The organism is Pararhodospirillum oryzae (assembly GCF_007992075.1).
Taxonomy (GTDB): Bacteria; Pseudomonadota; Alphaproteobacteria; order Rhodospirillales; family Rhodospirillaceae; genus Pararhodospirillum; species Pararhodospirillum oryzae.
Genome location: NZ_BJZO01000071.1, coordinates 1 through 20,212, shown reverse-complemented (window position 1 = coordinate 20,212; position 20,212 = coordinate 1). Strand labels below are relative to the sequence as shown.

Below are 20,212 nucleotides of genomic sequence, written 5' to 3'. Positions count from 1 at the left end.
GCCGCCGCGTCCGCAGGCCGGGCCGCGCCCGGTTGGGGGTCCGGCGCCGGTGGCTGGCGCGGGCGCCGAGGGGGGCCGTCCGGGCCCCCGTCCCGCGCCCACGACCGAGGGCCCGCGTCCCGGCCCGCGCCGCGACGAGGACGACGAGGACGGCCGCAAGAAGGTGGCGGGTCCCCGGGGAGGCGCCGTGCCCCCCAAGACCCCGCCCGTCAAGCGCGCCGAGCCCAAGCGCCGGGGCAAGCTGACGATTTCGGCCGCCCTGACCGGCGAGGAGCGTACCGAGCGCGGGCGTTCGGTGGCGGCCTTGCGTCGGGCCAAGCAAAAGGAAAAGCGCAAGGCCGAGGGCAACCTGCCGGTCGAGCGCGTGGTGCGTGACGTTGTCATTCCCGATACCATCACCGTGCAGGAACTGGCCAACCGCATGGCCGAGCGCGGCGCCAACGTGATCAAGACGTTGATGAAGATGGGGGTGATGGCGACCATCAACCAGACCATCGACGCCGATACCGCCGAGCTGGTGGTGGGTGAGTTTGGCCACCAGGTGCACCGCGTTTCGGATTCGGATGTCGAGCTGGGCCTGGTCGATACCGGGGACGAGCCCGAGGAGGCCCTGGTGTCCCGTCCGCCGGTGGTCACGGTCATGGGTCACGTCGACCACGGCAAGACCTCGCTTCTGGACGCCATGCGCTCGACCAACGTGGTCAGCGGCGAGGCGGGCGGCATCACCCAGCACATCGGTGCCTATCAGGTGATCCGCGACTCCGGCCAGCGCATCACGTTCATTGACACGCCGGGCCACGCCGCGTTCACCGCCATGCGGGCCCGAGGCGCCCGCGTGACCGATATCGTGGTGCTGGTGGTCGCGGCCAACGACGGCATCATGCCGCAGACGATCGAGGCCATTCGCCACGCCCGGGCCGCCAACGTGCCCATGGTGGTGGCGATCAACAAGATCGACCTGCCCGACGCCAATTCGAACAAGATCCGCCAGGACTTGTTGCAGCACGAAGTGGTGGTCGAGGACATGGGCGGCGACGTGCTGACCGTCGAGGTTTCGGCCAAGAAGCGCCTGAACCTGGAAAAGCTGGAAGAGGCGATCTTGCTCCAGGCGGAAATCCTGGACCTGAAGGCCAATCCGGACCGGGCCGGGCGCGGCGTCGTGGTTGAAGCCAAGGTCGAGAAGGGCCGGGGCTCGGTGGCCACCGTCCTGGTGTCGAAGGGCACCTTGCGGGTCGGCGACATCTTCGTGGCCGGCGCCGAGTGGGGCCGCGTGCGCGCCCTGGTCGACGATCGCGGCAACCGCGTGAACGAGGCGACGCCGGCCATGCCGGTCGAGGTTCTGGGCTTCCAGGGCACGCCGGCGGCGGGTGACGACTTCGTGGTGGTCGAGGACGAAAACCGGGCCCGCGAGGTTTCCGAATATCGTCAGCGCAAGGAACGCGAGGCGGCGCAGGTGCGCAGCGCGCGTTCGACCATGGAACAGATGTTCGAGCGCATCCAGGCCGGCGAGGCCCGGGAACTGCCGGTGGTCATCAAGGCCGACGTGCAAGGCTCGGTCGAGGCGCTGGTCGGCACCCTGGAGAAGCTGGGCAACGACGACGTCAAGATCCGGGTGCTGCACGCGGCGGTGGGCGGCATCAACGAATCGGACGTGACCCTGGCCAAGGCCTCGGACGCGCTGATCGTGGGCTTCAACGTGCGTGCGAACCCGCAGGCCCGCGACATGGCGCGCCGCGACGGGATCGAAATCCGCTACCACTCGATCATCTACGCGGTGGCGGACGAGGTGAAGGCGCTGCTCTCGGGCATGCTGGAGCCGACGTACAAGGAGCACTTCATCGGCTACGCCCAGATCCGCGAGGTGTTCAACATCACCAAGGTGGGCAAGGTGGCCGGGTGCATGGTCACGGAAGGCATCGTCAAGCGGGGCACCAAGGTTCGCCTGCTGCGCGACGACGTGGTCATCCACGAGGGCGCGCTGGCCCAGCTCAAGCGCTTCAAGGACGATGTCCGCGAAGTGCGCGAGGGCTACGAATGCGGCATGTCGTTCGAGAACTACAACGACATCCAGGTGGGCGACGTGATCGAGTGCATCGAGGTCGAGGAAGTGGCCGCGACCTTGTAACCAACGCCCGTTTTCTTCACCCCTCCCGGCCTTGCGAAAGGCCGGGAGGGGTGAAGGCGTTGTCGCATGGGCCCTGTTCAGAAGGCCTGACCTGACTTTGGGGCCGTCGGGCCCCTTGCGGGGGTACCCGGCCCGGGACCCCGCCGTTTTTCCACGAGGTCCAATCATGCCCCGATCGATCGGCAAAGCCCCCTCCCAGCGGCAGTTGCGCGTGGGGGAGGAGATCCGTCACGCCCTGGCCGAGGTGTTCGAACGTGGCGATATCCACGAGCCGGCGCTGGCCGGCCTGGCCCTGACGGTGAGCGAGGTTCGGGTGAGCCCCGACCTGCGCGCGGCGACCGCCTTTGTCATGCGCCTGGGCGGCGGCGACATGAACGAGGTCCTGGCGGGCCTGCGCCGGGCGAAACCGTTCCTGCGCCACTGCATCGCGGCCCGGCTGACCACCCGCTACACCCCCGATCTGCGCTTTGAACCCGATGAGTCGTTCGACGAGGCGGGGCACATCGCCGCTTTGTTGCAAGACCCGGTGGTGCGCCGCGACCTGGAAGGCACGCCGGCGGCGACCGGGGACGAGGAGCAGGACAGCGATCCGGACGACGACCGGAACGACGATCCGGACACCGAAAGGAAGGGCTCATGAGCCGGCGCCGGGGGCGGCCGGTTCACGGCTGGCTGGCGATCGACAAACCCCTGGGGGTGACCAGCACCGACGTGGTGTCGATGGCCCGGCGGGTGACCGGCGCGGCCAAGGTGGGGCACGGCGGCACGCTGGACCCCCTGGCCTCCGGGGTTTTGCCCCTGGCGTTTGGCGAGGCCACCAAGACGGTGGCCTATGTCATGGATGGCACCAAGGTGTACGAGGTGTGCGTGGCCTGGGGCGAGGCCCGCGATACCGATGACCGGGAAGGGGAGGTGACCCAGACCAGCCCGGTGCGTCCGACCCGCGCGGCGATCGAGGCCATGCTGCCCCGGTTCACCGGGACCATCGAGCAGGTGCCGCCGGCCTACTCGGCGGTGAAGGTGGACGGAAAGCGGGCCTACGCGCTGGCCCGGGCCGATGCGCCCGTGATCTTGGCCCCGCGTCCGGTGCGCATTGATTCCCTGAGCGTGCTGGACTGCCCCACCCCCGACGAGGCGGTGTTGCGGGTGGTGTCGGGCAAGGGCACCTACATGCGCGCCCTGGCGCGCGACCTGGCTTTGGCGCTGGGCACGTGTGGCCATGTCAAAACCCTGCGCCGGCTGTCGTGCGGACCGTTCCGGGCGGAATCGGCGATTTCGCTGGAAGACCTGGCGAAACTGGGGCAGGATGACGTAGCCCGATGCCTTCTTCCCATCGAGGCCGCGCTGGACGACATCCCGGCCGTGCCTTTGATCGAGGAAGAAGCCCGCCGCCTGTCCCAAGGACAGGCCTTATCCCTTTTGTCCCTGGCAAGCCGGACGCCTGTCCATGGCCTCGCCCAAGGCGAAGCCGTGCAGGCGTTGTGCAATGGCAAGGTGGTGGCGTTGGCTCGGGTCGCCGGGGCGGAAATCCGTCCCATGCGCGTCATCAACCTCTAGGCTGCTCCCTTAGGGGACGGACCTGGACTTTAGGAGACTGCCCGATGTCGATCACGCCCGAGCGCAAGCAAGAGGTGATCAAGGAATTCGCGACCAAGGAGAACGATACCGGATCGCCGGAAGTTCAGGTCGCCATTCTGACCAACCGCATCACGGCTCTGACCGAGCACCTGAAGATCCACAAGAAGGATAACCACTCCCGGCGGGGTCTTCTGATCATGGTCGGCCAGCGCCGTCGTCTGCTGGACTACCTCAAGCGCAAGGATGTCAAGCGCTACGAGGCTCTGATTGCGCGCCTGGGCCTGCGTAAGTAGGTCTTCCAAAAGCCGGGTCCCTTGGTCGCTTTTCGCGGGCGGGGATCCGGCTTTTCCCTATTTTGTCCCGGGAAAACACCCGGCCGGCCGGCCATGAAGACGAAGGGGCTTGCGCTTCAGGCCCGATTCTGGCCCGCTTGAAGGACCTTGCCGGCTTGTTTGGAAAGGCCGCAAGGAAGCGAAGGACGTGTGCTTCGCGGGCACACGATGAAGCAGGCGCCCTTTCGGGGTGCCCTTGGCCTCGTGGGATCGACGATGCTCCCCCGGCCGATGGATCCGGTCCCTGCGGCGCCCTGGCGCGGCAGGGGGAACGATATTTTCATTCCCGGGCCCAGACGGCCGGCGCAATCCGGCGGCGATGGCAACGCAAAGGAAGAACAGACGCATGTCCATGTTCAAAGTGTTCCGCAAGGAAATCGAATGGGGCGGTCGCACGCTGGTCCTGGAAACGGGCAAGGTGGCCCGTCAGGCCGATGGCGCGGTGATGGCCAGCCTGGGCGATACGACCGTGCTGTGCACGGCCGTGGGAGCACGCAAGCCGTCGGCTTTCGACTTTTTCCCCCTGACCGTCAACTACCAGGAAAAGACGTTCGCCGCGGGCAAGATCCCCGGGGGCTTCTTCAAGCGTGAAGGCCGCCCGAGCGAGCGCGAAACCCTGGTGTCGCGTCTGATCGACCGCCCGATCCGCCCCCTGTTCGTGGACGGCTATCGGAGCGAGACCCAGATCGTGGCCACGGTGCTGTGCCACGACATGGAAAACGATCCGGACATTGTGGCGATGATCGGCGCCTCGGCGGCGCTCACGCTCTCGGGGCTGCCCTTCCTGGGCCCGATCGGCGCGGCGCGGGTGGGCTACATCGACGGCGCGTTCGTGCTCAACCCGACCCGTGATCAGCTTTCCAGCTCGGCCCTTGACCTCGTGGTGGCCGGTACCCGCGAAGGCGTGCTGATGGTGGAATCCGAGGCCCGGGAGCTTTCGGAACAGCAGATGCTGGACGCGGTGATGTTCGGTCACGAAGGCTATCAGCCGGTGATCGATGCCATCATCGACCTGGCCGAGCGGGCCGCCCGCGATCCGCGTTCGGTCGAGCCGCCGCCGCCGGCCCTGGAGCGCGTCGAGGCGCGGGTGCGCGAACTGGCCGAGGCCGGCCTGCGCGACGCCTACGCCCAAGCCGACAAGATGGCCCGTCACGAGCGGGTCGACGCGGTCAAGGACGCGGTGATGACGGCCCTGGCCGACGACGCCGAGGCCCTGGCCCTGGCCTCTGGTGTGTTCAAGGACCTGGAAAAGGAGATCGTGCGCGGCGCGATCCTCGACACCGGCCGGCGCATCGATGGCCGCGACACCCGCACGGTGCGCCCGATCGAGGCGACGGTGGGCGTGCTGCCGCGCGCCCATGGCTCGGCCCTGTTCACCCGGGGCGAGACCCAGGCCCTGGTGGTCACCACCCTGGGCACGGGCCAGGACGAACAGATCATCGACGCCCTGGAAGGCGAATACCGCGAAAACTTCATGCTGCACTACAACTTCCCGCCCTATTCGGTGGGCGAGACGGGGCGGCTGGGGTCGCCGGGGCGGCGCGAGATCGGGCACGGCAAGCTGGCGTGGCGCGCCATCCACCCGATGCTGCCGGCCAAGGCCGAGTTCCCCTACACGGTGCGCGTGGTTTCGGAAATCACCGAATCCAACGGCTCGTCGTCGATGGCCACGGTGTGCGGCACCTCGCTGGCCCTGATGGACGCGGGCGTGCCCCTGGCGGCGCCGGTGGCGGGCATCGCCATGGGCCTGATCAAGGAAAGCGACCGCTTCGCCGTGCTGTCCGACATCCTGGGCGACGAGGATCACCTGGGCGACATGGACTTCAAGGTGGCGGGCACGGCCAAGGGCGTGACCAGCCTTCAGATGGACATCAAGATCACCTCGATCACCCGTGAGATCATGGCGATCGCGCTCGATCAGGCCCGCGACGGTCGCGCCCATATCCTGGGCGAGATGGCCAAGGCCCTGGGCGATGCCCGCGAGGGGCTGTCGAACTTCGCGCCCCGGATCACCACGATCAAGATCCCGCCGCAGAAGGTGCGCGAGGTCATTGGCTCGGGCGGCAAGGTGATCCGCGAGATCACCGAAACCACCGGCACCAAGATCGACATCGAGGACGACGGCACCATCAAGATCGCCTCGTCCGACGGCGACGCCAGCCAGCGCGCCGTGGACTGGATCCGTGGCATTGTCGCGGAACCCGAGGTGGGTGTGATCTACACCGGCAAGGTGGTCAAGATCATGGACTTCGGCGCCTTCGTGAACTTCCTGGGCAATCGCGACGGGCTGGTGCACATCTCCGAGCTGTCGCAAGAGCGCGTGCGCAAGGTGTCCGACGTGGTCAACGTGGGCGACGCGGTCAAGGTCAAGTGCATCGGCTTCGACGATCGCGGCAAGGTCAAGCTGTCGATGAAGCAGGTGGACCAGGCCACGGGCGCCGACCTGGCCGGGACGGCCGACGCGGCCGGGGAATCCCCCGAGGCGTAACACCATGGGCCCGCTCCCGGATCGCGCCGGGAGCGGGCTTCCTGGTGCCTGTCCGCTTCGGAGTGAAGCGGACGGCGTCCGGAGTCCTTCCTGGCGTCTTGACCCGACAGATTCACCCATGCACTGTCGCACGATGTCCCGATTTCGGCCCTTGAAGGCCGTGATAAGCAAGGTAACCAATCAATCGCCCGCCCCTGGCGGGGACGGTTGACGGAGGACATCAGATGCCCACCAGTATCTCGCAGCTCATTGAGATGGCGAAGGCCGTGCAGGTCACGGACCAACAGCGCGAAGCGCAGCGCTGCAGTTTCGTGTACGGAAACACGGCAATCGAAAACAGCCGCATCACAGAAGAAATGGTTTCGCGCAACGCTGCGGCCATGCCTTCTCGTTCCCACGAATAGGGGGTGGATCGTGGCTGGGCTTCAGGACAAGAAGCTACAGGCAGCAGAGAGAGAAGTTCAAAACGGTCTGAGGCAGTACGATCTCGGCATCGAGATCATACGGTCCTTCACGGAGGAACGCAGGCCGTTCCTGATTTTTCCTGGGGTCATTCGCCAACTGCAGAAAATCGCGGTCCAGGACGTTGAACCAAATCCAGGTGAATGGCGAACGGCCTCCGTGCAGATCACGGAAAGCAGGCATGCTCCTCCGGAGCCCCATCTGGTTCCGGGGCTGGTGCAGGAGATGTGTGACTACGTTAACAATAACTGGCACGAATGCACGGCGTTCCATTTATCCGCCTATGTGATGTGGCGGCATAATTGGATTCACCCGTTTTCAGATGGAAACGGCCGAACAAGCAGGATGTTGTCGTACATAATTTTGTCAATCAAACTTGGCTACCTTTTGCCAGGCTTTCCCACCATTCCCCAGCAGATACAAAACGATCGAACGCAGTATTTTAACGCCTTGGAAGAGGCGGATGGAAAATACCAGGAATATTGTTCCAAACGCGTCGGCTTGGATGGGGGTGTGGATGAAAATTATAAGCCAGATGTTTCAGCCATGGAAACTCTTTTAAAAAACATGCTAGGAAACCAGCTCCTTAGCGTCATAGAGCAAGCCAATGGCGGTCCTCTGAGAGAGACTGCTGTTTGAGCTTTTCAGGGAAAAGTGGTGTCCATTTTTTCCTGAGAAGTTCCAGGATTTTTGCGTTCGACTGATCCGAAAGGCGCTTCCCACTTTTCGGGTCTCACTCTAGCCGGCAGGGGGCGCGCATGGGCGAGGAGAAACCCACGGGGGTCATCGGTCACCGGGGCGTCGCGTCCCAGGCCCCCGAGAATACCCTGGCCGGCCTGGCCCGCGCGCGGGCCCTGGGGGTGGGCTGGGTCGAGGTGGATGTGCGGCTGAGTGCCGACGGGGTTCCCCTCCTGATGCACGATGACACGGTGGACCGCACCACCTCGGGGCACGGCGCGGTGGCCGCCCTTCCGATGGCGGCCCTGGCGGGCCTGGACGCGGGCGGCTGGTTCGATCCGGCCTTCGCGGGCGAACCGGTGCCCACCCTGGCCCAGGCGGCGGCCCTCGCGGCCCGCCTGGGATTGCGGATGATCCTGGAAATCAAGGCCGTGGCGGCCGCGCCGGCGATGGGGGCCGCGTGGCCTGGGGGCGCGCCGGTGCCGTGGGTGTCCAGTTTCGATCCCGAGGCGCTGGCGGCCATCGCCCGCGCCTGCCCGGCCTGGCCGCGTGCCTTGCTGGTGGAGGCGCCACCGGCCGGGGCCTCTTCCTTTTCGATCGATTCCGCGCTGATGACGGCCCGGACACTGGGGTGCCGGGCACTGCACATGGATGACGTTTTATGTCGTCCAGAAATTTTCGCGGTACTCCAGCAAGAAGGCTTGTCAAGCGCGGTGTGGACAGTCAACGATCCCGCCCGCGCCGTGGCCTTGTGGGAAGGGGGGGCTGATGCCATTATTTCGGATCGCCCGGCCGACCTGCTGGCCGGCGCGTGCAACGTCTCCGATCGCTCCGCCGCAAGGACCGAGGGCCAGGCTGTTCCGGAGGAACAGGCGCCCTAGGTTTTTTTTGCCTCCCGGGGCACGTTACGCATAACAACAGTTCGTGGAATCTGGAGGGAAGGTCCCGGTGAAGAAAATCAATCCGGTCATGATCTCGGGCAAGGAAGTCCTCCCGCTCGTGGAGGGCGGAAAGGGTGTTTCGGTGTCAACGGGCCATAGCTCGGGCGCCTGGGCCGCCGCCGGGGGGGTCGGGACAATCAGCGCGGTGAACGCGGATTTCTACGACGAGAACGGGAACCTGGTCTACCAGACATACCGGGGCACCACCCGACGCGCCCGTCATGAAGAATTGATCGAGTTCGGGATCAAGGGCGGCATCGCCCAGGCCCGCATCGCCCACGAGGTTTCGGGGGGCGAAGGGCGTTTGCATATCAATGTGTTGTGGGAAATGGGCGGCGCCGAGGCGGTGCTGGAAGGGGTGCTGGAAGGCGCGCGCGGCATGATCCACGGGGTGACCTGTGGCGCCGGCATGCCCTACCGGGTGGCCGAGATCGCCGCCCGTCACGGGGTGTACTATTACCCGATCGTGTCGTCGGCGCGCGCTTTCCGCGCGTTGTGGAAGCGGTCGTATTCCCGGTTCTCCGACTGGCTGGGCGGGGTGGTCTACGAGGATCCGTGGCTGGCCGGCGGGCACAATGGCCTGTCGAACTCGGAAGACCCCGAAAAGCCGCAAGCACCGATGCCGCGCGTCCAGGAACTGCGCCAGACCATGCGCGATCTTGGCGCGCCCGAGCGGCCGATCTTCATGGCCGGGGGCGTGTGGTACCTGCGCGACTGGGAAGACTGGATCGACAATCCGACCCTGGGCCCGATTGCGTTCCAGTTTGGCACCCGGCCGCTGCTGACCGCCGAAAGCCCGGTGCGCGACACCTGGCGCGAACGGCTGATGAACCTTCGGCCGGGCGATGTGTTCTTGCACCGCTTCAGCCCCACCGGGTTCTACAGCTCGGCGGTGCGCAACGCCTTCATCGACGAACTGGTGGAGCGCTCGCAGCACCAGATTCCCTATGGCAGCATGCCGGAGGGCGAGCTGTCGGTGGCGTTCCCCCTGGGTCCGCGCGGGCGGCCGGTGTATTTACGGGCCGATGATGTGGAACATGCCCGCGCCTGGATGGCGGAAGGGCGGACCGAGGCCCTGCGTACCCCCGATAGCACGTTGATTTTCGTGACTCCGGAAAAATGCCAGGAGATTCGCCAGGATCAAAACGATTGCATGGGGTGCCTGTCGGGCTGTGGATTCTCGAATTGGGCGCAAAACGAGGAAGGCACCACGGGCAAGCGGGCCGATCCGCGGTCGTTTTGCATTCAAAAGACGCTTCAGGCGGTCGCGCACGGCAAGGATGTTGAGCACAACCTGATGTTTGCGGGGCATAACGCTTTTCGTTTTGCAACGGACCCGTTTTACGCGAACGGTCGGGTTCCCACCATGCGCGAACTGGTCGAACGCATCCTCACCGGCGACTGACGGCGGTATGTAAGCACCCGGATCTGTGGAGAAGATTGGCCTCCGTAAGAGTGGTTCTTGACTTTGGGTCCATTTCACGCGACTGTTGTGTTGAAGCCGTTTTTTTCAACGGGGGACCGTGAAATGAACCACTACCGACCCTATCGGCCGCTTCTGGACAAGCTGCGGGCTGCGGGTCTGCGGCCAACCCGACAAAGGCTCGCCCTCGCCCGGTTGATGTTCGAGAGCGGAACGACCCGACATGTGACCGCGGAGACGCTCCACAACGAGGCGATGGCAGCTAACGTATCGGTGTCCTTGGCCACTGTTTACAACACTCTCCACCAGTTCACGGAGGGCGGTTTGCTGCGCGAAGTAGTGGTTGACCCCGGTCGCTCCTACTTCGATACCAACACGACCAGTCATCACCATTTCTATTTCGAGGAATCGGGGATGCTGATCGACATTCCGGCGGCGGACGTGGCCATCGCCCGCCTGCCGGACATTCCGGACGGGGCCACCGTCCGATCCGTCGACCTGATCATCCGCCTGGCCGCTTGTGCGTGAAACCCTGACCGGTTGAAGCCATTCGGTCCGGCGGTGTTCCTTCCCTGTCGCGCGCCCCCTTGCTTTTCGGGCAGGAGCCCCCCTTCGCCCCAGCTTTCGATGGCTGGGGGGTGACGACAGGTTTTGTTTTTGTTCGATCCGAGGCGTCTCGCGGATGCGGTCCGCTCACGGATCAGGGCTGTGTGGCTGTCGGGATTCCGCTTAATCCACGACTTCGTCGCGATACACGCCCCACAGGCCGGCGCGTGGGAGCCACCCCTGGCGGTCGGCGACCTCGACCCGGCAGTAGGCCGATCCCGCCGGGCAGTTGTGCAGCCGCCCGACCACGTTGGGCCCGATCCGGGCCACCGGCCGCCCCTGGGGTCCCGGGTCGGCGCGCAGCACCTGCACCGCGCCCAGGGTGATGAAGGTCCGGTAGCCAACCACCATGCTTTGCTGGATCCAGCCTTCCGCGCCTTCGTGGTCGCGGACTTTTCGCCAATTGTCGTATTCGGCGATGATCTCCACGGGCAAGCTGCGCTGGCGGTAGATCCAGATCACCGGGTACCGGGTCCCGGGGCCCGAACGCATGTTCACTTCATTCGATCGCAGCGAGACAAAACGGGGCAAAGGCAAGCCGCTGGGGGCGATTTCCTGCTGGGGGGCGGCCTGCTGGGCGCTGGCATGAACCGTGCCGGCCCCTGGAACCGTACAGACCAGGGCCGCGATGACCAAACCTACTCCGCCGCGTCGCGCCATGGTCATGTCTTTGCTGTCATCTCCCGCGTTTGGGGACCTTTGGACCTTCTTCCTGTCAAGAAGCGTCGAGAAGGGCCCCGCCGAGCCCCATTAGAACGGTTGGGCCGGGGCCGGGTCAAGTCCGGAAGGCAGGGGGGCCGGAAGAGCCGGGGGTGATCCGGCTTCGGTTCCGGTACCCCCTGGCCTGGCGCAAGGCGTGGACCCCTTCGCTAACCCTTTCTCTTTTATTGGGTTTTGGGGGAGGTGTCAGGCGGCCGGCGGCTGGGTCGCCACCATCGAGGGCCGCTTGCAGAAGTCTTCGTGCCAGGCCGCCAGGGCCGGGCGGGTCTCGGCCCAGGCATCGCCGGGGAAGCGGAACGAAAGATACGACAAGGCCACGGCGATGGTGAGCGGGCCGATGGACAAGGGGGCTGCCGCCAGGGCAGCGGCCTCGGCCTCCAGCAGGTCCAAGGTGGCGGCGATGGCGGCGGTCTGGCGCCCGAGCCACCAGGCTTGTTTGTCGTCGGTGGTGCGATAGCGCCCTTCAATGATGCGCACGACGCACGCGGTGATCACGCCATCCCCCAACGCCAGAAGCCGCAAGGCGGGAACGCGCGCGGGTCCTTCGGGAAACAGGCGCGGGCCGTCGTGCAGGTGATCGAGCGTGTCGCAGATCAGGGTGCTTTCGGGCATCACCGTGCCGTCGGGCAGAATCAGGGCCGGCACCTTGCACAGCGGGGTATCCTGGCGCAGATCGGTTTCCGGGCTCCAGGCATCGGTGGGCACCAGGTCCACGCGATCGCGCAGGCCGGTTTCATGAAGAAACACCATCACCTTGCGCACAAAGGGCGAGGTGGGGGAGTAGCGCAGCCGCAGGCGGCCCGAGGCGGAGGCGTCGATCATGTCAGAACCGATCCTTGTGTTGGCGAAGGGAAGCGAACACCGCCACCGGGTCGTGACCTTCCAGCCCCAGCACACGTTGCAGGGCGGGGTCGTCGGCGCGCAAGAACGGGTTGGCGGCTTTCTCGGTGCCAAGCCGGGCGGGCACGGAAGGCTGTCCGGCGGCCCGCAGGGCGTGAACGGCGTGGGCGTGGGCCCGGAGGGCCGGGTTGCCGGGATCCACGCTCAAGGCAAAGCGCAGATTGGCCTCGGTGTATTCGTGGCCGCAGTAGACCAGGGTTTCGTCGGGCAAGGCGCGCAGGCGGCTGAGCGAGGCCCACATGTCGGCCGGCGTGCCTTCGAACAGGCGGCCGCAGCCCATGGAAAACAGGCAGTCGCCGCTCAACAGGGCGCCGGCCTCCGGGCAGTAATAGGCCACGTGCCCGGTGGTGTGGCCCGGGGTTTCGATCAGATGCAGCTGTCCGGCCCCAAGCGGGATCGTGGCGCCCGCGTCCAGGGGCCGGGTGAGGCCGGGCAGGCGCGCCCTGTCGGGGCCAAAGCCCGCGATGGCGCATCCCGTCGCCGCCTGGACCGCCAAGTTCGCACCGGTGTGGTCGTGATGGTGGTGGGTGTTCAAAATCAGCTTCAAGGTGAGCCGGCGTGCCTGGAGCGCCGCCAGCACCACCGGGGCGTCGCCGGGATCGATCACGGCCGCTTCGCGTTTGTCCGGGCAGAACAGCAAGAAGGCGTAGTTGTCGGACAGAACGGGAAGGGGAACGATGACAAGGGGTTGCACGGGCGCACCTGTTCGGTTGGCGTCGGTGTGCGCCATGATGCGCCCCCACGCGGGCGTGTGCAAGGCGTGGGCGTCTGCTATAGTGCGGGCATGTGGACGGATGTCGTCGCGCTTCGCACGTATTATGAAAGCACCCCGGGGCAGGTCAGCGGAAGGCTGCTGCGCGGGAGTGTTCGTGCCTGCTGGCCGGATGTCACCAACGCCCGCGTTGCCGGCCTGGGGTATGCGGCCCCGGTGTTGCGGGCCTTTCAAGGCGAGGCCGAGCGCCTTAGCGTGTTGTTGCCGGCCGGCATGGGGGCGGTGCGCTGGCCCGCGCGCGAGCCGTGCCTGTCCGCCCTGGTCGATGAACAGGACCTGCCGCTGCCCGACCGGTCGGTGGACCGGCTGTTGCTGATCCACTGCCTGGAGTTCAGCCACCACCCCCGGGAAGTCCTGCGCGAATGCTGGCGGGTGCTGACCGATCAGGGGCGCCTGATGGTGATCGTGCCCAATCGGGCCGGGTTGTGGGCCCGCCTGGAACGCTCGCCGTTTGCCATGGGCCAGCCCTATTCCCCCACCCAGTTGAGCCGCCTGCTTCACGATACGCTGTTCGCCCCGATTCGCTCGACCACCGCGCTGTTTCTGCCTCCGGTCGAGTCGCGGGTGCTGCTGGGCTCGGCGTCGGCGGTGGAACGGCTGGGCGCGCGGTGGTGCGCGGGGTTTGGTGGTGTGGTGGTTGCCGAGGCGGCCAAGGAATTCGCCGCGCCGGTGTTGCGGGCCCATGCCGCGCGCCGGGTTCGCCTGGCCTTGCCGCAGGCCTTGCGCGGTCCGTCGGTGACCGGCCCGGCCACCCGCGAGCGCGACCCTTAGGATTTGTCAGGGAAAAGGGGGCACCGCTTTTCCCGAAAAGACAGAATAAACAAATGAAGAGTCTGTCCGCTTCTGTCTGAAATTGACGGATTTCGGAGCATTTTCAGCCGAAATGGACACCATTTCGGTGGTTCGAAAATGCGACACTTCAAAAAACGAGAGCGCATTCACTGATCCATTTCGATCGGAATGCGCTCCAGGTCCTTTTTTCGCCCGACGATCGGAACCGGGTTTTCCCTTTTTCCGGCTTTCGCTTTATTCCTCCGCCGGGGGCGCGTCCTCGCCGCCTTGGCCGCCCATCATGCGATCGGCGATCAGGCCGGCATTGGCGCGGATGGCGTTTTCGATTTCCTCGGCGATCACCGGGTTGTCGCGCAGGAACTGCTTGGCGTTCTCGCGCCCCTGGCCGATGCGCGTGGAATTGTAGGAAAACCACGCCCCCGATTTTTCCACCAGGCCAGCCTTGACCCCGAGGTCGAGAATCTCGCCCAGCTTGGAAACGCCGGCCCCGTACATGATGTCGAACTCCACCACCTTGAAGGGCGGCGCGACCTTGTTCTTGACCACCTTCACCCGGGTCTGGTTGCCGACGATTTCTTCCTTGTCCTTGACCGAGCCAATGCGCCGGATGTCGAGGCGGACCGAGGCATAGAACTTGAGCGCGTTGCCGCCGGTGGTCGTTTCCGGGTTGCCGAACATCACCCCGATTTTCATCCGGATCTGGTTGATGAAAATGATCAAGGTGTTGGAGCGCGACACCGTGCCCGTCAGCTTGCGCAGGGCCTGGCTCATCAGCCGGGCTTGCAGGCCGACGTGGGAATCCCCCATCTCGCCTTCCAGCTCGGCCTTGGGCACCAGGGCGGCGACCGAGTCGATCACCAGCACGTCGATGGCGCCCGAGCGCACCAGGGTATCGGCGATCTCCAGGGCCTGTTCGCCGGTGTCGGGCTGGCTGACCAGCAGCTCTTCGAGGTTCAAGCCCAGCTTGCGGGCATAGGCCGGGTCGAAGGCGTGTTCGGCATCGACGAAGGCGCAAGCCCCCCCCTTGCGCTGCGCCTCGGCGACCACGTGCATGGCCATGGTCGTCTTGCCCGAGCTTTCCGGGCCGTAGATTTCAACAATGCGCCCGCGCGGCAGGCCGCCCACTCCCAGCGCGATGTCCAGGCCAAGCGAGCCGGTGCTGATCGCGTCGATCTCCACGACGCGCTCGCGCTCGCCCAGGCGCATGATCGAGCCCTTGCCAAACGAGCGTTCGATCTGCCCGACGGCGGCTTCCAAAGCCTTTTGCTTGTCCATGGTCTCCCTGTCCACCAGACGCAACACGCTTTGCGACATGTGCAGCCTCCTTATCCCACGGCCCCTTGCGCCGGCGCAACCCGCATAAATGTACGCCGTTTGTTCCGCTTCGCAAGGGCTGTTTCGGGGTGGGCGTTCTTTTTTTGTTCGGGGCTCTACCCTGCGCATTGCGTGCGAAGTCAGCGCCGTGGTGTCGTTTTACGCACCCTCTGGGTGGTTCATATTGCGAAACACCCGCAGCCCGCTCTTGACCCTAGGGACTCTGGGGCTTACCGTTAGGAGGTTGAAAGACATAACGGACTGGTGGTTGTCGTTTGCCGAACGGCCCACCAGGGATAGGGGGATCTCCCCGGTGGAGGCGTGGGCGAGCCGGGGGGCGCGGGCCCGCCCTGCCTGGCGGAGGACCTCGTTCGTCGAGGAAAGGGACTCCTTTGATGACAAGGCACCACACCGGGCTTGCCGCCTTCTTGCTGGGCTCCGTGGCCGTGGTTTCGGCCACGCCCGCGCTTGCCGCCGACGAAAAGCTGACCATGCTGGAAGCAAACAAACTTTTTCCGGCGTTTGATCAGTGGGACAAGCGGGGCCCCATGGCGATCATGCCCCTTTACGATGTCGGCCGGCTGCCCGGGGACTGGGCCTTCAAGACCGATGAGTGGGATCCGGACGCGCCGTCGGCGGGACTGGGGGCGCTTGATTCGGTGCTGAACACCACCCGCCCGGTGGTGGCCGGGTTTGGCCTCACCGACAACGGCGAGGCCCGCCAGGCGTTCGTCGACGCCCGCCAGAAAGTCGGGGCGTTCATGCTGCGCGGCGTGGGCACCTACAAATGGGCCGGCACGTACCAGGATGGCGACGGCGACACGGTTCGCAGCGGATACGGCCGCGACACCGAGCAACTGATCGCAACCTACCAGCCCGACAGCGCCACCACGCTGCGCACCATTTTCATCCGCGACGAGATTCGCGACTACAAAATGCCGGAAACCGCGATCCACGACGCCACCGGGGCGTTTGGAATCGGCATGGATTCCGTGAAGACCACCCGCTACATCGGCCGGGTGATGCTGGACAAGGCCCTGGACGGAACCGTGGAAAAGGTGCACGGCGAAACCCGGCTCCTGGTCTTGGACCGCGACAACAACAACGTCGACCTCCAGGCCGCCAAGCAGCCCGGCCAGCGCCAGAAAGCCGACATCGACCGCCACCAGATCGAAGCCTCCGGGTACGGTGATCTGCGCCTTGGCACCGTGCCGCTGCGCATCGGCGCCCGGGGCATGTACGAAAACCACGATGGCGCCATTTACGGCGGCTCGACCCTGGAAACCCTGTCGGCCTTTCAGTATCCCGACATCACCCGCTTCGAAACCACGCTGTACGCCCAGTCGGCCCTGAACATGGCCGCCGGCAAGCTGGACATGGGGCTGCGTTGGGAACAGGCGACCACGGGCCTGGGACGCGCCGACGATACCTTGACCTGGCTCAATCCGGCCGGCACCCGCGCGGCCAGCACCACCACCGCGCGGGCCTTGTACTCGCGCTATGCCGGCACCGACGACACCGACCGTTTCCTGAACGGGGTCAGCGCGGTGGCGACCCTCAGCCAGGAGTGGATGGACAAGGCCGTCGATACCCACGTCAGCGTCGGGCGCATCGCGCGCCTGCCCGACAACCAGGAACTCTATTTCGCCCGTTACCACGGCAGCAGCGCCATGCGCCACGTCGGCAATCCCGGCCTGGATCCGGAAGCGCACTACCGCATCGAAACCGGGGCCAGCTACAAGACCGCGAGCTGGTCGGCCTTCGGACGCAAGGCGGCGCTGGCGCAGGGCCCGGCCGTGAAGCTCGCGGCCTCGGCTTCGTATGATTACGTCGACGATTTCATCAGCGCCGAGCGCGCCAGCGACAACACCCTGACCCGGCGCAACGTCGATGCCCAGTTCGCCAGCGTGAACGCCTCGGCCGAATGGAACGTGACCAGCACCTTTTCCACCGGTCTTTATGGCCGCGTGACCTGGGCCGAAAACCTGGACGATGACCGGGGCCTGTATGGCGTGGCCCCGGCCGAGGCGGTGTTCCTCGCCGATTATCACGACCGCCTGAGCACGCAAGGCACCTGGAACGTGGGCCTGAAGGTGCGCGCGGTCGCCGATCCTTCCGACGCCGACGACGATACCAACACCGGCACCGGCCTGGACCCCGAGGATATTTCCGGCTTCACGGTTCTGGATCTCTACGGCGGCGTGCAGGTGCACGACCGCATCGGAATCCGGCTGGGCGTTTCCAACGTGTTCAACACCGAATACGCCGAACTGGTGCCCCAGTACGCGGTCGATACCACGAATCCGGGGCCGGTCAACGCGCCCGGGCGCACCTTCTTCCTGTGGACGGTGATGAATTTCTAACACGCGCCGCCTTCAACCGGAGTCGTTGCCTTGGAGAACCGCCATGAGTCGCGTTGATCGCCGTACCTTCCTGGCCCAGGCCCTGGCCGGCACCGCTGCCGGCGCCGCGTGGGTGGCCGGCCTGCCCGCCGGGCGCGTGTCGGCCTCGGACCTGCCGTCGTTGACCATCACCGCCATGCCGGCGGCGCCGTCGGTGGTGATCGCCCACGCCGCCGAAACCCTCGCCGCGTCGGGGCTGGCCGACCCCGTGTCGTTCAGCTTGTGGAAAAACCCCGACCAGATGCGCGCGGGCGCCCTGTCGGGCAAGGTGGACCTGTTCGCCAACCCGTCCTATTCCTGCGCCAACCTGCGCAACCGGGGTGTGCCGGTGCGGATGCTGAACATCCTCACCTGGGGCTTGTTCCACGTGATCGCGGCCGACGAGGCCGTGCAGCGCCCCGAGGATCTGGCCGGGCGCAAGGTGGTGGTGGCGTTCAAGAACGATGCCCCCGACCTGATCTTCCGTCTGGTGCTGGGCCACGCCGGGCTGAAGGCCGGCCAGGACGTGGAGATCACCTATGTGGGCTCGCCCATGGAAGCGGCGCAGCTGCTGCTGGCCGGGCGCACCGACATCGCGGTGTTGCCCGAACCCTCGGCCTCGGCCGCGATCATGCAGGGGCGCCAGCGCGGCCGCAGCCTGTTCCGGGCCCTTGACCTGACCGCCGAACTGGCCCGCCAGACCGGCCGGCCGGCCCGCATCGCCCAGGCCGGCCTCGGGGTGCAAGAAGACCTGGTGCAGCGTCACCCCGAGGTGGTGAAGGCCTTTCACGAGGCCTGCATCCGCGCGACCGAATGGGTGACCAACAACCCGGTCAGCGCCGGGCGCCTGGGCGAGGAGTACCTGGGGGTCAAGGGGCCGGTGCTGGCCCAGTCGATCCCCCACGTGCGCCTGCAGGTCACCGCGTCGGCCGACGCCCGCGAGGACATCGAGTTCCTGCTCACCAGCCTGATGAGCCTCAATCCCGACATCACCGGCGGCCGCCTGCCCGACGACGGCTATTACTGGTCGGCCTGAGAGAGGCGTCATGCCTTCTTTTCCCAGAACCGGCGGTGGACGCCTTGCGCGCGCGGTGGCGCCGGTCCTGGGCTTTGGCCTGCTGATCGCGGCGTGGCAGGGGGGGCACCACGCCTACGGGCCGCTGGTGCTCCCCTCGCCGCTGGAGACGCTGCGCGCGCTGGGGAGCCTGGTCACGAGTGGCGTGGCCGCCCAGGCGGCCCTGGAAACCGCGCGCCATGCCCTGGGGGGCTTTGCCGTGGCCGCCGTCATCGGCGTGGGGGCCGGGGGGCTTGCGGGGCTGTGGCCGTTCGTGGGGCGGATGATCGATCCCCTGGCCCGTTTGTTCCTGGGCATTCCCTCCATCGCCTGGGTGGTGCTGTCGCTCATCTGGTTCGCGGGCACCGGGCTTGCCCCCCTGTTCACCGTGGTGGTGGCCACCGTGCCGGTGGTGATCGCCGGCGCCTTGCAGGGCACCCGTACCCTGGACCCGGATCTCGCGGCCATGGCCCGCGCCTTTCGCGCGCCCCTGGCGGTGCGGGTGGCCGATCTTTATGGCCCTCACATGCTCTCGTACCTGTTTCCCGCCTTGATGACCGCCATGGGGCTGGCGTGGAAGGTGGCGGTGATGGCCGAGGTCCTGGGTGGCAGTCCCGGCATCGGCGAAGGCCTGGCCCTGGCGCGGGTCAACCTGGAAACCGCCGATGCCCTGGCCTGGGTGGCGTTGACCGTTCTGCTGCTTCTGGGGGTACAGGGCCTGATCCTGATTCCGTTGCACCGGGCCTTGGAGCCCTGGCGCCATGTCGCGCCCCTGGGGCCCGAGAGCGGCTCATGAGCGCGCCCGATCCCGAGGTCCCGCCGGGCCTGGCCTGGGTGGGGGTCAGCGTGCGGGCGGGCGGGCGCCTGATCGTGGACGATCTGACCCTGGCGGTGCCTGCGGGCGCGGTGCTGGCGCTGGTGGGGCCGTCGGGGTGTGGCAAAACCACCTTGCTTTCCCTGGCTGCCGGCCTGCTGGCCCCCACCCGGGGCCGGGTGGAGCGTCGTTGCGCGCGGGTGGCCTGCCTGTTCCAGGATCCCCGCCTGCTGCCGTGGCGGCGCGCGCGCGATAACGCGGCCTTTGGCCTGCGCTGCCTGAACGTGCCCCGCGCCCAACGCCGGGCCCGGGCCCAGGCGCTTTTGGAAACCCTGGGCCTGCGTCCCGAGGACGGCGACAAGTTCCCGGCCCAGCTGTCGGGCGGCATGCGCCAGCGGGTCGCCCTGGCCCGCGCCCTGGCCATCGAGCCCGACTTGCTGTTGCTTGATGAGCCCTTCAACGCCCTGGACCCGGCGCGCCGCCGCGATCTCCAGGATCTGGTGCGCCGCGAGGTCACCGCGCGTCAGGTCACGGCGGTGTTCGTGACCCATGACCTTGGCGAGGCCCTGCGGGTCAGCGACCATGTCGCGGTGATGGCGGGCACGCCCGGCCGCCTGGTCCATCTGGCCCCGGGCCTCGGCCGCGCCCCGGACCGCGGCCCCACCGTGGCCGAGGACAGTCTTGCCCCCGCCCTTCTCGCCCTGGGCGCCCACCCCGCCGTGCGCGCCGTCTTCGGCCCGGTCGGGGGGGCGCCTCTTGTGTCGTGCCCTTCTATACGTAGCTGAGGGTGTTCTGGGCGGTCCAACCGGTGTCGAAAACGCCCAATTGCTGG

19 protein-coding genes are annotated in these 20,212 nt (G+C 66.6%); 15 read left to right on the top strand and 4 right to left on the bottom strand.

Features of this window, described 5'->3' with window-relative positions:
* The 10 genes from infB to irrA form a co-directional block, all read left to right on the top strand.
* Positions 1-2,125: translation initiation factor IF-2 (gene infB / locus ROR02_RS12405; RefSeq protein WP_147164346.1), on the top strand; the 2,125-nt coding region annotated here is incomplete at its 5' end.
* Between the two features lie 166 nt (positions 2,126-2,291).
* The gene (rbfA, locus tag ROR02_RS12400; RefSeq protein ID WP_147164345.1) at positions 2,292-2,765 is read left to right on the top strand and encodes a 30S ribosome-binding factor RbfA; all 474 of its coding nucleotides are present in this window, start codon (positions 2,292-2,294) and stop codon (positions 2,763-2,765) included.
* On the top strand, positions 2,762-3,682 hold the full coding sequence (truB, locus tag ROR02_RS12395) for a tRNA pseudouridine(55) synthase TruB (protein WP_147164344.1): 921 nt from the start codon (positions 2,762-2,764) through the stop codon (positions 3,680-3,682). The genes rbfA and truB overlap by 4 nt, the downstream gene beginning before the upstream one ends.
* A 44-nt stretch (positions 3,683-3,726) precedes the next feature.
* Positions 3,727-3,996, top strand: a complete 270-nt coding sequence (gene rpsO / locus ROR02_RS12390; RefSeq protein WP_147164343.1) for a 30S ribosomal protein S15 — start codon at positions 3,727-3,729, stop codon at positions 3,994-3,996.
* 385 nt (positions 3,997-4,381) lie between these two features.
* On the top strand, positions 4,382-6,523 hold the full coding sequence (gene pnp, locus ROR02_RS12385; protein ID WP_147164342.1) for a polyribonucleotide nucleotidyltransferase: 2,142 nt from the start codon (positions 4,382-4,384) through the stop codon (positions 6,521-6,523).
* Positions 6,524-6,747: 224 nt separating this feature from the next.
* A complete protein-coding gene (locus ROR02_RS12380) occupies positions 6,748-6,927 on the top strand; it encodes a hypothetical protein (protein WP_147164341.1) in 180 nt (59 codons plus the stop codon).
* 10 nt (positions 6,928-6,937) lie between these two features.
* Positions 6,938-7,624 carry a Fic family protein gene (locus ROR02_RS12375; RefSeq protein WP_218032813.1) on the top strand — a complete coding sequence of 229 codons (687 nt, stop codon included), beginning with the start codon at positions 6,938-6,940 and terminating at the stop codon, positions 7,622-7,624.
* A 119-nt stretch (positions 7,625-7,743) separates the two neighbouring features.
* Positions 7,744-8,544 (top strand): glycerophosphodiester phosphodiesterase family protein, encoded by an 801-nt coding sequence (locus tag ROR02_RS12370; RefSeq protein WP_147164340.1) that lies wholly within the window; start codon positions 7,744-7,746, stop codon positions 8,542-8,544.
* A gap of 67 nt (positions 8,545-8,611) precedes the next feature.
* Positions 8,612-10,009 (top strand): NAD(P)H-dependent flavin oxidoreductase, encoded by a 1,398-nt coding sequence (locus ROR02_RS12365; RefSeq protein WP_147164339.1) that lies wholly within the window; start codon positions 8,612-8,614, stop codon positions 10,007-10,009.
* Between the two features lie 123 nt (positions 10,010-10,132).
* Complete coding sequence (irrA, locus tag ROR02_RS12360; RefSeq protein ID WP_147164338.1) at positions 10,133-10,555, top strand: iron response transcriptional regulator IrrA; 423 nt, start codon at positions 10,133-10,135, stop codon at positions 10,553-10,555.
* A 201-nt stretch (positions 10,556-10,756) separates the two neighbouring features.
* On the opposite strand, the gene ROR02_RS12355 is transcribed toward irrA, so the two are convergent.
* The 3 genes from ROR02_RS12355 to gloB form a co-directional block, all read right to left on the bottom strand.
* The gene (locus ROR02_RS12355; protein ID WP_246135531.1) at positions 10,757-11,293 is read right to left on the bottom strand and encodes an SH3 domain-containing protein; all 537 of its coding nucleotides are present in this window, start codon (positions 11,291-11,293) and stop codon (positions 10,757-10,759) included.
* A gap of 246 nt (positions 11,294-11,539) precedes the next feature.
* Positions 11,540-12,175, bottom strand: coding sequence for a glutathione S-transferase (locus ROR02_RS12350; protein WP_147164336.1), 636 nt, complete (start codon positions 12,173-12,175; stop codon positions 11,540-11,542).
* Between the two features lies 1 nt (position 12,176).
* Entirely contained in the window at positions 12,177-12,947 is a 771-nt protein-coding gene (gene gloB / locus ROR02_RS12345; RefSeq protein WP_407672647.1) for a hydroxyacylglutathione hydrolase, read from the bottom strand.
* Positions 12,948-13,037: 90 nt separating this feature from the next.
* On the opposite strand from gloB, the gene ROR02_RS12340 reads away from it, so the two are divergent.
* Positions 13,038-13,796, top strand: coding sequence for a class I SAM-dependent methyltransferase (locus ROR02_RS12340; protein ID WP_147164334.1), 759 nt, complete (start codon positions 13,038-13,040; stop codon positions 13,794-13,796).
* 255 nt (positions 13,797-14,051) lie between these two features.
* Here the strand turns inward: ROR02_RS12340 and recA are convergent, their stop codons facing one another.
* Positions 14,052-15,131 carry a recombinase RecA gene (gene recA, locus ROR02_RS12335; protein WP_147164333.1) on the bottom strand — a complete coding sequence of 360 codons (1,080 nt, stop codon included), beginning with the start codon at positions 15,129-15,131 and terminating at the stop codon, positions 14,052-14,054.
* Positions 15,132-15,526: 395 nt separating this feature from the next.
* Here recA and ROR02_RS12330 point away from each other — a divergent pair, with 395 nt between their 5' ends.
* The 4 genes from ROR02_RS12330 to ROR02_RS12315 are packed head-to-tail and all read left to right on the top strand — an operon-like array spanning position 15,527 to position 20,165.
* The gene (locus tag ROR02_RS12330) at positions 15,527-17,494 is read left to right on the top strand and encodes a TonB-dependent receptor (protein ID WP_147164332.1); all 1,968 of its coding nucleotides are present in this window, start codon (positions 15,527-15,529) and stop codon (positions 17,492-17,494) included.
* A gap of 43 nt (positions 17,495-17,537) precedes the next feature.
* Positions 17,538-18,548 carry an ABC transporter substrate-binding protein gene (locus ROR02_RS12325; RefSeq protein ID WP_147164331.1) on the top strand — a complete coding sequence of 337 codons (1,011 nt, stop codon included), beginning with the start codon at positions 17,538-17,540 and terminating at the stop codon, positions 18,546-18,548.
* 10 nt (positions 18,549-18,558) lie between these two features.
* On the top strand, positions 18,559-19,362 hold the full coding sequence (locus tag ROR02_RS12320) for an ABC transporter permease (protein ID WP_147164330.1): 804 nt from the start codon (positions 18,559-18,561) through the stop codon (positions 19,360-19,362).
* Entirely contained in the window at positions 19,359-20,165 is an 807-nt protein-coding gene (locus ROR02_RS12315) for an ABC transporter ATP-binding protein (RefSeq protein ID WP_147164329.1), read from the top strand. The genes ROR02_RS12320 and ROR02_RS12315 overlap by 4 nt, the downstream gene beginning before the upstream one ends.
* The last annotated feature ends 47 nt before the right edge of the window (positions 20,166-20,212 follow it).

Bases quoted from the DNA above. Each gene is read 5' to 3' on its own strand.
- ROR02_RS12370 (WP_147164340.1), top strand. From the start codon at position 7,744: ATGGGCGAGGAGAAACCCACGGGGGTCATCGGTCACCGGGGCGTCGCG.
- ROR02_RS12325 (WP_147164331.1), top strand. From the start codon at position 17,538: ATGAGTCGCGTTGATCGCCGTACCTTCCTGGCCCAGGCCCTGGCCGGC.
- ROR02_RS12315 (WP_147164329.1), top strand. From the start codon at position 19,359: ATGAGCGCGCCCGATCCCGAGGTCCCGCCGGGCCTGGCCTGGGTGGGG.
- irrA (WP_147164338.1), top strand. From the start codon at position 10,133: ATGAACCACTACCGACCCTATCGGCCGCTTCTGGACAAGCTGCGGGCT.
- pnp (WP_147164342.1), top strand. From the start codon at position 4,382: ATGTCCATGTTCAAAGTGTTCCGCAAGGAAATCGAATGGGGCGGTCGC.
- ROR02_RS12380 (WP_147164341.1), top strand. From the start codon at position 6,748: ATGCCCACCAGTATCTCGCAGCTCATTGAGATGGCGAAGGCCGTGCAG.
- ROR02_RS12355 (WP_246135531.1), bottom strand. From the start codon at position 11,293: ATGGCGCGACGCGGCGGAGTAGGTTTGGTCATCGCGGCCCTGGTCTGT.
- ROR02_RS12330 (WP_147164332.1), top strand. From the start codon at position 15,527: ATGACAAGGCACCACACCGGGCTTGCCGCCTTCTTGCTGGGCTCCGTG.
- recA (WP_147164333.1), bottom strand. From the start codon at position 15,131: ATGTCGCAAAGCGTGTTGCGTCTGGTGGACAGGGAGACCATGGACAAG.
- ROR02_RS12340 (WP_147164334.1), top strand. From the start codon at position 13,038: ATGTGGACGGATGTCGTCGCGCTTCGCACGTATTATGAAAGCACCCCG.
- ROR02_RS12350 (WP_147164336.1), bottom strand. From the start codon at position 12,175: ATGATCGACGCCTCCGCCTCGGGCCGCCTGCGGCTGCGCTACTCCCCC.
- rbfA (WP_147164345.1), top strand. From the start codon at position 2,292: ATGCCCCGATCGATCGGCAAAGCCCCCTCCCAGCGGCAGTTGCGCGTG.
- truB (WP_147164344.1), top strand. From the start codon at position 2,762: ATGAGCCGGCGCCGGGGGCGGCCGGTTCACGGCTGGCTGGCGATCGAC.
- ROR02_RS12320 (WP_147164330.1), top strand. From the start codon at position 18,559: ATGCCTTCTTTTCCCAGAACCGGCGGTGGACGCCTTGCGCGCGCGGTG.
- rpsO (WP_147164343.1), top strand. From the start codon at position 3,727: ATGTCGATCACGCCCGAGCGCAAGCAAGAGGTGATCAAGGAATTCGCG.